Below are 12,528 nucleotides of genomic sequence, written 5' to 3' on the forward strand. Positions count from 1 at the left end.
TCTATCACTTGCCGGCGGTCGGAAGGAACAGGTTTTTCGACGCCGCCGGCGGAACGTCGGGTGATGGGTCTGGAGGAGGAGATAGACGACCTCCGCGAGGAGATAGCCAACACGCCGTACAACAAGTCGACCGAACAGCACATCGGCCGGCTGAAGGCGAAACTCGCGGAGAAAAAGGAGAAACTCGAACGGCAAGCCTCCTCGGGCGGCGGACAGGGCTACGCCGTCGAGAAGACGGGCGACGCCACCGTCGGACTGGTGGGGTTTCCCAGCGTCGGCAAGTCGACCCTGCTCAACGCCCTCACCAACGCCGAGAGCGAAGTCGGCGCCTACGAGTTCACGACCCTCGACGTCAATCCGGGGATGCTCAAGCACAACGGCGCGAACATCCAGATGCTCGACGTACCGGGGCTCATCGAGGGCGCCGCCGGCGGCCGTGGTGATGGGCAAGCGGTGCTGTCTGTGGTCCGAACGACCGACCTCGTGGTCTTCGTTCTCTCGGTGTTCGAGATTCAGCAGTACGACCGCCTCAGTAAGGAACTCTACAACAACAAGGTGCGTCTCGACACGTCGCCGCCCAACCTCTCCATCTCCAAGACGGGGAAAGGCGGGCTTCGCGTGACCACCGGCGACGGCGTCTCGCTCGACGAGGATACGATAAAGAGCGTCCTCCGCGAACACGGCTACGTCAACGCCGACGTGACGATTCGGGGCGACTGCTCAATCGACGAACTCATCGACGGCATTCAGGACAACCGGGTCTACCTCCCCTCTATCGTCGCCGTCAACAAGGCCGACCTCATCGACAAGGACTACCTCCCGACGGTGAAAGAGGACCTCCGAGAGCACGGCCTCGACCCCGAGGAAGTCGTGTTCATCAGCGCCGAGGAGAACCGCGGACTGGAGTCACTCAAGGAGAAAATCTGGGACGCCCTCGGCCTCATTCGCGTCTACATGGACAAACCGGGTCGCGGCGTCGACTACGACGAACCGCTCGTGTTGCGCGAGGGCGAAAACACCGTCGACGACGCCCTCCGCAAACTCGGCGGGACGTTAGAGGAACGGTTTCGGTTCGCTCGGGTCACCGGCCCCAGCGCCCAACACGACGAACAGCAAGTGGGCCGGGACCACGAGTTGCAGGACGAGGACGTGATGCGCGTCGTCGCCCGCCGATAGTGAACCGCCGATACCTCCTCGTTCTGCTCGTCGTTCCGTGGTCCGTCCAGACGTTCACCGGCGGCCACGACCCCACGTTCCTCTTCGCGTGGGGACTGGTCGGCATCTCGCCGCCGGCGGTCACCTTCCTCTGGGACTTTCTCGCGGCCACCGCGGGCCTGCCGGGCTACCTACAGGCGTGGCCGCTCTCGGTCATTTGTTATTGTCTCGCGCTCGCGAGCGCGTTCGCGGGCGTGTGCTGGGACCGCGAGGACCCGCGGGTGACGGCGGGCCTGCTCGCGGCCGCCGGCGTCGCGCAAGTGACACTCGCCAGCGGGTTCTCGGTCCAGCCCGGACGGACCGCGTGGCCACTCGGCGCTCTCGCCTGCTGGGCCGTCGCGCTGTGGCTGTACACCGACGCTCGTCGGACCCGGTAACGTCACGCTTTTCGGCGCGCCGGCCGTGCATTCGCCCATGTCTGGGACGCTCGACCACATCATGATGCGAGTCGGAAGTCTCGACGATTCGCTCGACTGGTACCAGTCGCATCTCGACTACGAGGAGAAAGACCGCTGGGAGGCAGACGACTTCACCATCGTCTACCTCGGCCCCGAGGACATGCACGAGGAGGGCGCGATGCTCGAACTCACACACAACCACGACGGCGGGCCGACGGAGATGGGCGATGCGTGGGGCCACATTGCCGTCCGCGTCGACGACGTCTACGAGGCCTACGCGGAACTGATGGACGCGGGCGTCGAGGACTACCGCGACCCCGACTCCTGTGGCGGGAGTTACGCCTTCGTCAAAGACCCCGACGGCCACGAAGTGGAACTCGTCGAACGCGACCACGGCGCGCGCTGGAGCCTCGACCACACCATGATTCGCGTCGAGGACGCCGACGCCGCCCTCGGCTACTGGGTCCGGAAGTTCGAACACGTCCCCACGGGTCGCTGGGAGTCGGATACCTTCGCGAACTACTTCACGAAACCCCGCGACGCCGCGCCCGAGGCGATGGCCGTCGAACTCACCTACAACTACGACGGACGGAGTTACGATTTGGGCGACGCGTGGGGCCATCTCTGCGTCCGGGTCGACGACCTGCACGAGGATTGGGAGCAACTGATGACGCGGGAGGCGCCGGACTACCGCGACCCCGCCTCCTGTGACGACATGTACGCGTTCACGAAAGATCAGGACGGCCACGAAATCGAACTCATCGAGCGCGAGAGCCTCGCACCGCCGCTGTTCCCCGAGTAGCTACGCCGAGACGCGGACGACCTGTTTGCCGATGTTGTCCCCCGAGAAGAGCCCGAGGAAGGCATCGGGGGCGTTCTCCAGCCCGTCGACAACGGTCTCTCGGTTCTGAATCTCCCCCGACACGACCCACGACTGGAGTTGCTCGGTCGCCGTGCCGAATCGGGTCGCGTAGTCACTCACGAGCAGTCCTTCTACCCGCGCTCGCGGCGCGATGAGTTGCGGGAGTTTGCGCGGCCCCGTCGGCACCGTTTCGTCGTTGTAGTGGGCAATCTGCCCGCAGACGGCGACGCGAGCGTCGACGTTCAGTTTCGGGAAGACGGCGTCCGTTATCGGGCCGCCGACGTTGTCGAAGTAGACGCCGACGCCGCCGGGCGCGGCGTCGTCGAGCGCCGCCCCGTAATCGTCGGTCGCCTTGTAGTTGATTGCGGCGTCGAACCCGAGGTCGTCGGTGAGCCACGCGGTTTTCTCGTCGGAGCCGGCGAAACCGACGACGCGACAGCCGTTCAGGCCGGCAATCTGTCCGACCGTCGAACCGACGGCGCCCGCGGCGCCCGAGACGACGACGGTGTCGCCGGGTCGTGGCTCGGCGACGTCGAGCAGGCCGAAGTAGGCCGTTCGGCCCGGCATCCCGAGGACGCCGAGATACGCCGGGAGGCCGGCCACGTCGGCGTCGACGGGCGCGACGTCGTCGGCGTCGAGGACGGTGTAGTCGGCCCACGTGCCGCGCCCGGTGACGAGGTCACCCGCCTCGTAGGCGTCGCTCTCGCTCTCGACGACTTCGCCGACGACCCCGCCCTGCAACGGGTCGCCGACGGCCCACGGCTCGGCGTAGGACGCGCTGTCTCGCATCCGCCCGCGCATGTAGGGGTCGACGGAGAGATAGCGGACGCGAACGAGGAGTTCGCCGAACCGCGGCTCGGGTGGCTCGCGCTCTCGGAGCGCGAAACTGTCCATCGTCGGCTCACCCTCGGGACGCTCCGCGAAGTACCACTCGCGATTCGAGTCTCGCATACACCTGTTTCCGCGTGGGCACGGAGATATCTTCCGTCCGAGCCGCCATCGAGTCAGCGTACCGGGAGTTAAAATAGCCCGACCGGGTAGACGAACCATGACCAAATACTCGACAGGGTCGGGTGGTGGCGGCGGCGACGGGGACGCCTGCGAGCTATGCGGGCGCGAGACATCGAACCTCGAAGAAGCCAACGTCGCGGGCGCGAACCTGCTCGTCTGCTCGGACTGTGCCCCCCACGGCGAGTCGAGCGGTCGGAAGCAGAGCGGCGACGACGACGGCGGCTCGCGCACCGACGCCGACGAGCCAAACCGGCGCAAGCGCGCGGCCCAGAACACGGCGCGCATCATGGACGCCTCGCAGGGCAACACGAAGCGCTGGGAGGAGGAGGGCACCGACTACGAGGAGGACCGCCTGCCCTACCTCGTCTCGGGGTACGGCGACCGGGTCGAGGCCGCGCGACAGGACGCCGGGCTCACGGTGGCAGAACTGGCGACCGACCTCGACGCCGACGAAGACGACCTGCTCGCACTCGAACAAGGGCGGGCGACGCGGGCGGGCGTCGGTGGCTCGCTCGTGCGCGCCGTCGAGGAGCGACTGGGCGTCGACCTCGTCGACGAGTAGGGGTGCTTTTACTCGTCCCGTGACTGACTGGCGGGCATGGAGACGCTCGCCCCCGACAACCCCGAGGTTCGGACGTTCGAGGCGACCGTCGAGCGCGTCGACGGAACCGCCGTCACGCTCGACGAGACGTACTTCTACGCCGAGAGCGGCGGCCAACCCGCCGACCGCGGGACGCTCGCCGGCGTCCCGGTGACGGACGTCCAGCACGATTCCGGGGCCGTCGTCCACCACCTCGCCGAGGCCACAGATATCGAACCCGGCGAGACGGTCGTCGGCGTCATCGACGACGACTTCCGGACGTACTGCACCCGTGCTCACACCGCGAGCCACCTGTTGTACGGCGCGGGCCGGCGACTGTTCGACGACTTGGGCTACGGCGGGTTCGGCATCGACGCCGAGAAGGTGCGCGTCGACCTCGCCACGTCGACCGACATCGACGACGAGACGCTGGTCGAACTCGAACGCCTGACCAACCGCGCGGTGTGGGACTCCCGCCCCGTCTCGTGGGAATCGGTGCCCGTCGAGGAGGCACAGGCCCGCGACGACGTCGCGTTCAACACCAAGACCGAGGAGGGAGTGATGACCGACGCCGACACGGTTCGGCTGGTCGACATCGAGGGCTGGGACGTGGCCGCCTGCGGCGGCACCCACGTCGAGAACACCAGCGAAATCGGCCCCGTCGAGGTGCTCGACCGCTCGAACCCCGGCGAAGGGCTGACTCGCATCGAGTTCGCCGTCGGCCCGCCGGCCATCGACCACCGCGCGTCGGTCGGCCGCGCCACGCGCGCGGCGGCACAGGCCCTCGACGCGAGCCGTGACGCCCTCGACGACGCCGTGGCCGACCTGCAGGCGGCACGCGAGGACGCGGAGGACGAAGCCCGAGCGTACAAGTCCGACATCCTCGCCGCCCGACTCGACGCCCTCCCCGCGACGGAGCGAGACGGGCGGCACTGGCGAGTCGGGACCATCGCGGAGTTCGGACCGAACGACGTCGGCGAGGCCGCACAGGACCGCGTCGGCGACGATGCTGACGTCATCGCCGCCGTGGGCGAGGGAGCGGCCCCGTACGTCGTGGTCGCGACGACGGGTGAGGTGGACGCCGGTGACGTGGTCGACGACCTGACCGACACCTTCGGTGGCGGCGGCGGTGGCGGCCCGACGTTCGCGCAGGGCGGCGGACTGGACGCCGACCCGGAAGCGATCGTCAACGAACTCCGGGACTAGCGCCGCCCCAACTGGGCCGTGGCGGCGACAGCGAGAATCGAGACGACAGCGATGAGCGCGGAGAAGCCCGGACTGGACTCCGACGTGGTCGTCGCGATAGATGTCGTCGTCGCGGTTGGCGTCGCAGCCGCCGTGTCCGTGCCGGCGCTGATTGCCTCGACAGTCACTTCGTTCGACTGGACGCCATCGGCCGTCACGGACAGCGTGTGCGCACCCGGTTCATCGATGCGGACGGCCACCTCACCCTCGCCGTCGGTGGTCCCGACTCGTTCGCCGTCGAGGGTAACGCTGGCGACGGGCACGGGGTCGCCGTACGCGTTCGTCGCCGTGAGGACGACGCGCTCGCCCGCGACGATGCGTTCGTTGGCCGATTCGAGCGTTAGCGTCCGAGTTCGCGAGAGGTCAACGGACACGTCGGTCGCATCCGACCCGACGGCTACCTCGCGCGTGACCGTCCTGTATCCGGGTTTCGTCACACGGAGCGTCGGTTGCGTGTTGACTGGCTGGTCGAGACTGACCACGCCGCTCCGGTTCGTCTGTTCGGTCGCGTCGCCGAGTTCGACCGTCGCGTCCCTGACGGGGCGTGGCGAATCGAAGTACGGGTCAGTGACGGTCACGTTCACGCTCGTCGACCCACGGGTGAGCGCCACCCGGTTCGTGATGTCGCCGTCGATTTCGAGGGGCTTCTGACGAGCGTAGTAACCGGGCTTGCTGACGGTTATCTGGTAAGTGCCCGCCTGCAGAGTGTCCGATTCGAACACGCCGTTCGGACCGGTCGTCCCCGTCGCCACGTCCAGTCCGCCGCGCTCGATGAGCACCGACGCGTTGCCGACCGGGCCGTCGTTGTCCCTGACTTCGAGCCGAACCGAACTCTTGCGGTACACGCGGATGTCGACGTCGCGTTCCGACGCGTCGGTGATGACGTAGTCGTCGGTGCGGACGTATCGCGAGTGGGTCACCTGGACCGTCGCGCGAGCGCCCTCGGGCACGTCGACGAACGCCTTGCCGTTCGCGGCCGTCGTGGCCGTCGTCGACCCGCCGTCCCACGTCACGTCGAGGCGCACGTCGGAGACAGGGTTACCCGCTCCGTCGTGAACCGTGACCGTGACGGTAACTCGGTCGGACGACTGTGCGCCGACGCCGCCGGTAGCGAGGAGGAGCGACACCACGAGGGCGATACATCCCACCTTGGGGACCGATGTCATACGCAGGTCTACGGCGGCGAGTAGTAAAATACTCGGGCGCGTACGGGTCAGTCGTCGTTCGGCGTGTCGTCGTGTCCCCGTCCGTCACAGACGATGCGGTCGATTTGAGTGCCCTCCGTCGCCTCTTGGGTATCGGTCAGTTCGGGCACTCGGTCGACCGGCTTGGCGGGGTTGCCGACGACGGTGGCGCCCGTCTCGACGGGTCGGACGACGACGGCGGCGCCGCCGACGGTCGCGTCGTCGCCTACCTCGATGGGGCCGAGGATGGTCGCGTTGGCGCCGAGCAACACGTCGTCACCGACTGTCGGATGGCGCTTCCCGTCGACGGGGCGTCGGTTGCCGAGGGTGACGCCGTGATACATGAGCACGTCGTCGCCGACTTCGGCGGTCGAACCGATGACGACGCCGGAGCCGTGGTCGATGACACACCGGCGGCCGATGTCGGCGGCGGGGTGGATTTCGACGCCGGTCAGAAAGCGGGCGAACTGGGAGAGGAGGCGAGCGACCGTGGGGTGGTCGCGCTCCCAGAGGAGATGTGCGACTCGGTAGGCCCAGAGGGCGTGCAGGCCGGGGTAGCACGTGAGGAGGACGAGAAGGCTCCCCGCGGCGGGGTCACGCTCCCGAATCGCGTCGATGTCTTCGCGGACGCGACGGCGGGCCGCCGCAAGCAGGCGTCTACTGCGCTCGAACATGGACAGGGGACCGCCCGCGGTCGCCCGAAGAGGCGACCGATGGACGCGTTGCCACGTGGGCCGAACGTCGGGCGGACGACGCCGTCGGCGTAGCGAGACACGAACGGGGACAGCACCTCGCGCGCGACGGCGTGCGCTCGAATGCTATCCGCTCGCCTGAGGTACCGACGGTCGTCAGCATAAACGAGCGTAACCAGTACGGGCACAAAAGCGTTCTGTCGGCGGCCCAGAGCGGGGGTTATCGACCGAAGCCTCCTTCATCGGCGCCGCCGTATCTGGGGTGTGAGCATCCGGAGCGACACCGACTACAGCGCCGTCGTGTACGACCTCGACGGGACGCTAGTTCGGCTCGCAGTCAACTGGAACGCCGCCGCCGCGGACGCAATCGACGTGTTCGAAGCGGCGGGCGTCGACGTCGGCGACGCCGACCTCTGGTCGCTGTTCGAACGAGCGCCCGACCACGGCGTGGACGACGATTTAGAGGACGTCCTCGCGGCACACGAGCGACGCGGCGCCGAGCGGTCCATCCGCCTCCCGCACGCCGACCACGTCGCGGAGTGGGACGTGCCGGTCGGCGTCTGCTCGCTCAACGCGGCGTCGGCCTGCCGGGTGGCGCTGGACCGCCACGACCTGTCGTCCCACGTCGACACCGTCGTCGGCCGGGACTCCCTCGCGACGCACAAACCCCACCCCGGTCCCCTCCTGACGGCTATCGACCGCCTCGGCGCCGAGCCGTCGTCGGCGCTGTTCGTCGGGGATACGGAGCGTGACGAGCGCACGGCGGCGCGGGCCGACGTCGACTTCGAGTGGGTCGACGACCCGGGGCCGTAGAGCGTGACCGTCGACCCACGCACTTTTTATCACCTCGGCGTGTAGCATCGCGTACCAGCGACCCGCGGGTAAATGTGGCAACAGCCACATGGCGGGGACCAGCGACCGACGTGCTGCAAGACGCCGGGGCCGGTGGCCCCTCAGCGGGATTTGCGTGAGCACCCCTGCCACAGTTGTGGCGTTTCAATGCTCGGTGAAAATATGGAAGTAGAAATCGCAACAATCGGCGGCTACGAAGAAGTTGGCCGCCAGATGACTGCCGTTCGCGCCGGTGACGACGTCGTCGTCTTCGACATGGGTCTGAACCTGTCGCAGGTGCTGATTCACGACAACGTCGAAACCGAACAGATGCACAGCCTCGACCTGATTGACATGGGCGCCATCCCCGACGACCGGGTGATGAGCGACCTCGAAGGTGACGTGAAGGCCATCGTCCCGACCCACGGCCACCTCGACCACATCGGCGCCATCAGCAAGCTCGCCCACCGCTACGACGCCCCCATCGTCGCGACGCCGTTCACCATCGAACTGGTGAAACAGCAGGTGGAAGGCGAGAACAAGTTCAACGTCGGCAACGACCTCGTCAAGATGGACGCGGGCGAAACCATGTCCATCGGCGACTCCGGCAAGGTCGACCTCGAGTTCGTCAACGTCACGCACTCGATTATCGACGCCATCAACCCCGTCCTCCACACGCCCGAGGGCGCCGTCGTCTACGGCCTCGACAAGCGGATGGACCACACGCCGGTCATCGGCGACCCCATCGACATGGAGCGATTCCGCGAAATCGGTCGCGAGGGTGAGGGTGTCCTCGCGTACATCGAGGACTGTACCAACGCGGGTCGGAAGGGCCGAACGCCCAGCGAGTCCGTCGCCCGGAGCCACCTCCGCGACGTGATGTACTCCGTCGAGGACTACGACGGCGGCATCGTCGCCACGACGTTCAGTTCCCACATCGCCCGGGTGAGCAGTCTCGTCGAGTTCGCGAAGGACATCGGGCGCCAGCCCGTCCTCCTCGGTCGCTCGATGGAGAAGTACTCGGGCACCGCAGAGCGACTCGACTTCGTCGACTTCCCCGACGACTTGGGGATGTACGGCCACCGCAAGTCCGTCGACCGCACGTTCAAACGAATCATGAAGGAGGGCAAGGAGAACTACCTGCCCATCGTCACGGGCCATCAGGGCGAGCCGCGAGCGATGCTCACCCGCATGGGTCGGGGCGAGACGCCGTACGAACTGGAGGACGGCGACAAGGTCATCTTCTCGGCCCGGGTTATTCCGGAGCCGACCAACGAGGGCCAGCGCTACCAGTCCGAGCGCCTCCTCCGAATGCAGGGTGCCCGCATCTACGACGACATCCACGTCTCCGGCCACCTGCGGCAGGAGGGCCACTACGAGATGCTCGACACGCTCCAGCCCCAGCACGTCATCCCCGCCCACCAGGACCTCGAAGGGTTCGCGCCCTACGTCGACCTCGCGGAGGGGATGGGCTACGCCGTGGGTCGCGACCTGCATCTCACGCGAAACGGCAACATGATTCAGCTGGTGGAATGACGACCGATTCGACGGAAGAGCGGGTGCTCGCGGCGGTTCGCGAGCGCCGCGAACGGGTCAACGCAGCTATCGACGAGGACCTCCCCCTCAAAGAGCCGGAACGGCTCTGGGAGGCCTCGCGCTACCTGCTGAAGGCGGGTGGCAAGCGACTCCGTCCGACCGTCTCACTGCTGGCCGCCGAGGCCCTCGCAGACGTGCCGCCGCTCTCCGTCGACTACCGGCAGTTCCCCGCACTCGACGGCGAAACCGTGGACGTGATGGCCGGGGCCGTGAGCCTCGAAGTCATCCAGTCCTTTACCCTCATCCACGACGACATCATGGACGACGACGCCCTTCGACGGGGTGTCCCCGCCGTCCACGAGGCCTACGACGTCGACACCGCCATCCTCGCGGGCGATACGCTGTACTCGACGGCGTTCGAAATCATGGCCGAGACGGGCGCCGCGCCCGCGAACGGCCTCGAAGCGATGCGGATGCTCGCCGAAACCTGCACTCGCATCTGCGAGGGGCAGGCGATGGACGTCGACTTCGAGCATCGGACCGAGGTACTTCCCGAGGAGTATCTGGAGATGGTGGAATCGAAGACAGCGGTGCTGTACGGCGACGCGGCGGCGACGCCCGCCGTCTTGCTCGGCGCCGACGACGAGGCCGTCGACGCGCTCTACAGTTACGGCATCGCCGCCGGCTCGGCGTTCCAGATTCAGGACGACGTGCTCGACCTGACGGTGCCCTCGGAGCAACTCGGCAAGCAACGCGGCTCGGACCTCGTCGAGAACAAGGAGACACTGATTACGCTCCACGCCCGCCAGCAGGGCGTCGACGTGGACGGGTTGGTCGACGCCGACTCCGCCGAGGACCTGACCGACGAAGCGGTCGCAGAGGCCGTCGAACGGCTACACGACGCGGGCAGCATCGAGTACGCCCGCGAGAAGGCTCGGTCGCTCGTCGACCAGAGCAAGGCCGACCTCTCGGTCGTTCCGGACAACGAGGCGCGCGACTTGCTCGAAGACATCGCCGAATACCTCATCTCCCGGGGCTACTGAGGCGCCGCGGTTTTTAGCCGATGGCGACGTACGCGACGGTGTAGGCACCCCACGCAACCGTAATCGCGCTCAGCCCCGTCAGCAGCGCGCCCACCCAGTCCGGGGATTCGACGACGCCATCGACTAGCCGGACACGCGGGAGGACGCCCAGCAGACCGACGCCGAGGACCGAGAACACGAACGGATACGAGAGGTCGAGCGTCGGTGCGGGAATGAGGAGGATGCTCGCGGCGTAGCCGGCGCCGAGGGTCGCGCGCGGGCTGACGGGCGTCGTGGGGCGCAGTCCCGTCGCGAGACAGGCGACGATGACGGCCGCCCAAATCGTCGCGAGTTCGAGGCCGAACGCGCCGAGCAGATGCAGCGTGGGGTCGGCGGCGAGCGTGAGTCGCTCGGTCACGAGCGTCGCGTCGAGGGGGTAGAGCATCGCCGGCGGTTCGCCCGTGAACAGGTCGCCGAAGGGGTGGGTGGCGAGGCCGAGGAGTGCGGTCCCGAACACCTGTCGCGCCGTGAGGTCGACGTATCGGTCGGCGACGAGGCCGAGGCTGACGGCACCGAGGAGGAACAGCGTAGTGACGAAGCCTGCGAGTGCGCCGCCACTGATGCCGACGCCAGCGACGAGTGAGACGCCGAGGGCGGCGGTGAGGAATCGGCGGCGACGCGTCGGTGCCGTCACTTGGAGTGCGGCGAGGAGCGCAACCGGGGGCGCGAGGACGAGCGAATGCGTGACTGCGCGGTGGACGACGTTCCCCGTCGACCAGAACGCACCGGCGACGGCGAGGGCGTCGCCGCCGGCGGCGCTCGCGATACCGGCAAGCGCGTACGCCATATCGACGTCGGGAACGGTCGCGAAGGCGCCGGCGAGGAGTGCGGCCCCGAGCGCTCGTCGCGTTGGCCACCCGCGAGCGACCGCGACGCTCCCGACGATGGCGAACGCGAGTGCGGCGTGCCCGACGAACATGGGCTACATTCTCAGCCAATACGCATAAACCGCGCGGGGCGTGTGCGAACAGGTGTCATTCGGCGTCGCCGACCTTGGTCCACTTGGCCTCGATATCGGCGTTCCCGCGGACGACGGTGTCTGCATCGACGGTGAAGCGAGTCTTGCGGAGTTCGATGGTCTGGACGACTCCCTCCATGTCGCCGACGCGGACGGTGTCGCCCGCCTCGAAATCCGGGTCGCGGAGGAGATAGACGCCGGCGACGGCGTCGGCAATCATGTCGCCCGTGGCGTAGGAGACGCCGAGGGCGACGAAGCCCGCGGCGGTGCCGAGCGACGCCGCAATCCCCTCCAGACCCACGACGGAGAGCGTCGACAGGCCAACGCCGAACCAGAGGAAGACGGCGACGATAGTCGTGAGAAACTGTCGATAGACGGGGGATTCGCCCGGCATCGTCCGCTTGAGGACGGCCTTCAGAACGGTGAGAAGGCCCTTGACGAGTAGCGCCGCGAGAACGATAAAGACCAATCCAGTCAGAATCGTCGGAATCGCGGCAGCGAGACGGTCGAAGAAGTCGACGAGGGCACGTTCGAGGAGTGCCGACTGCAGCGCGACGCTCATGGGCGACGTGGGGGCCGCCCGTCACTAAAAGCTACGCGCCGACGGCGGTGTCGACGACTTCGTAGTCGTCGTCCTCGATACCGATGACGGCCCACTCGTAGTCGGGGTCGGTGCGCGTGAGTCGGTCGCGGAGGTCCCCTGCCGCGTCCATCCACGTTACGAAACAGCGGAGGCGATAGTCTGTGGTTCCGCCGTCTGCCCGTAGCTTGTCGGGCGACGACGCCTCGTCGGCGTCGAGTGCAGTCACGTGGACGGTCCGCCATTTGCGTTCGGCCCTGAGGTCGACCCCGTCGCTCTCGACGGAGTACCCGAGGCGGCGGAAGATGTTCCGCGCCTCTTCCACAGGTGGCATGGTAACAGGGGCCATGTACT

Annotated in this window: 14 protein-coding genes; 8 read left to right on the forward strand and 6 right to left on the reverse strand. The window is 67.5% G+C overall.

All coding sequences use genetic code 11. The features are described from left to right. Positions 1-63 precede the first annotated feature (63 nt). The 3 genes from ACQUSQ_RS00380 to ACQUSQ_RS00390 are packed head-to-tail and all read left to right on the forward strand — an operon-like array spanning position 64 to position 2,415. On the forward strand, positions 64-1,176 hold the full coding sequence (locus ACQUSQ_RS00380; protein ID WP_435066496.1) for an OBG GTPase family GTP-binding protein: 1,113 nt from the start codon (positions 64-66) through the stop codon (positions 1,174-1,176). Next, positions 1,176-1,592 (forward strand): TIGR04206 family protein, encoded by a 417-nt coding sequence (locus tag ACQUSQ_RS00385; RefSeq protein ID WP_435066497.1) that lies wholly within the window; start codon positions 1,176-1,178, stop codon positions 1,590-1,592. The genes ACQUSQ_RS00380 and ACQUSQ_RS00385 overlap by 1 nt, the downstream gene beginning before the upstream one ends. A gap of 37 nt (positions 1,593-1,629) precedes the next feature. Beyond that, entirely contained in the window at positions 1,630-2,415 is a 786-nt protein-coding gene (locus ACQUSQ_RS00390; protein ID WP_435066498.1) for a VOC family protein, read from the forward strand. Here the strand turns inward: ACQUSQ_RS00390 and ACQUSQ_RS00395 are convergent, their stop codons facing one another. Next, the gene (locus ACQUSQ_RS00395) at positions 2,416-3,426 is read right to left on the reverse strand and encodes an NADP-dependent oxidoreductase (protein WP_435066499.1); all 1,011 of its coding nucleotides are present in this window, start codon (positions 3,424-3,426) and stop codon (positions 2,416-2,418) included. A 97-nt stretch (positions 3,427-3,523) separates the two neighbouring features. Here ACQUSQ_RS00395 and ACQUSQ_RS00400 point away from each other — a divergent pair, with 97 nt between their 5' ends. After that, positions 3,524-4,048, forward strand: a complete 525-nt coding sequence (locus tag ACQUSQ_RS00400; RefSeq protein ID WP_435066500.1) for a transcriptional regulator — start codon at positions 3,524-3,526, stop codon at positions 4,046-4,048. A 36-nt stretch (positions 4,049-4,084) separates the two neighbouring features. Next, positions 4,085-5,272 (forward strand): alanyl-tRNA editing protein, encoded by a 1,188-nt coding sequence (locus ACQUSQ_RS00405; protein WP_435066501.1) that lies wholly within the window; start codon positions 4,085-4,087, stop codon positions 5,270-5,272. Here the strand turns inward: ACQUSQ_RS00405 and ACQUSQ_RS00410 are convergent. Beyond that, positions 5,269-6,477, reverse strand: a complete 1,209-nt coding sequence (locus tag ACQUSQ_RS00410; protein WP_435066502.1) for a carboxypeptidase regulatory-like domain-containing protein — start codon at positions 6,475-6,477, stop codon at positions 5,269-5,271. The genes ACQUSQ_RS00405 and ACQUSQ_RS00410 overlap by 4 nt on opposite strands. A 47-nt stretch (positions 6,478-6,524) precedes the next feature. After that, a complete protein-coding gene (gene cysE, locus ACQUSQ_RS00415; RefSeq protein ID WP_435066503.1) occupies positions 6,525-7,169 on the reverse strand; it encodes a serine O-acetyltransferase in 645 nt (214 codons plus the stop codon). A gap of 282 nt (positions 7,170-7,451) precedes the next feature. Here cysE and ACQUSQ_RS00420 point away from each other — a divergent pair, with 282 nt between their 5' ends. The 3 genes from ACQUSQ_RS00420 (at position 7,452) to idsA3 (ending at position 10,597) form a co-directional block, all read left to right on the forward strand. Beyond that, the gene (locus ACQUSQ_RS00420) at positions 7,452-8,000 is read left to right on the forward strand and encodes an HAD family hydrolase (protein ID WP_435066504.1); all 549 of its coding nucleotides are present in this window, start codon (positions 7,452-7,454) and stop codon (positions 7,998-8,000) included. A 201-nt stretch (positions 8,001-8,201) separates the two neighbouring features. After that, positions 8,202-9,554, forward strand: coding sequence for an RNase J family beta-CASP ribonuclease (locus tag ACQUSQ_RS00425; RefSeq protein ID WP_435066506.1), 1,353 nt, complete (start codon positions 8,202-8,204; stop codon positions 9,552-9,554). Beyond that, positions 9,551-10,597 (forward strand): geranylfarnesyl diphosphate synthase, encoded by a 1,047-nt coding sequence (idsA3, locus tag ACQUSQ_RS00430; protein ID WP_435066507.1) that lies wholly within the window; start codon positions 9,551-9,553, stop codon positions 10,595-10,597. The genes ACQUSQ_RS00425 and idsA3 overlap by 4 nt, the downstream gene beginning before the upstream one ends. A 13-nt stretch (positions 10,598-10,610) precedes the next feature. Here the strand turns inward: idsA3 and ACQUSQ_RS00435 are convergent, their stop codons facing one another. The 3 genes from ACQUSQ_RS00435 to ACQUSQ_RS00445 are packed head-to-tail and all read right to left on the reverse strand — an operon-like array spanning position 10,611 to position 12,523. Further along, a complete protein-coding gene (locus ACQUSQ_RS00435) occupies positions 10,611-11,555 on the reverse strand; it encodes a metal-dependent hydrolase (RefSeq protein ID WP_435066509.1) in 945 nt (314 codons plus the stop codon). 55 nt (positions 11,556-11,610) lie between these two features. Beyond that, positions 11,611-12,156, reverse strand: coding sequence for a mechanosensitive ion channel domain-containing protein (locus ACQUSQ_RS00440; RefSeq protein ID WP_435066510.1), 546 nt, complete (start codon positions 12,154-12,156; stop codon positions 11,611-11,613). 31 nt (positions 12,157-12,187) lie between these two features. After that, positions 12,188-12,523, reverse strand: coding sequence for a DUF7116 family protein (locus tag ACQUSQ_RS00445; RefSeq protein WP_435066512.1), 336 nt, complete (start codon positions 12,521-12,523; stop codon positions 12,188-12,190). Between the last annotated feature and the right edge of the window lie 5 nt (positions 12,524-12,528).

The sequence above is a fragment of the Haloplanus sp. C73 genome, assembly GCF_051195115.1.
Classification (GTDB): Archaea; Halobacteriota; Halobacteria; order Halobacteriales; family Haloferacaceae; genus Haloplanus.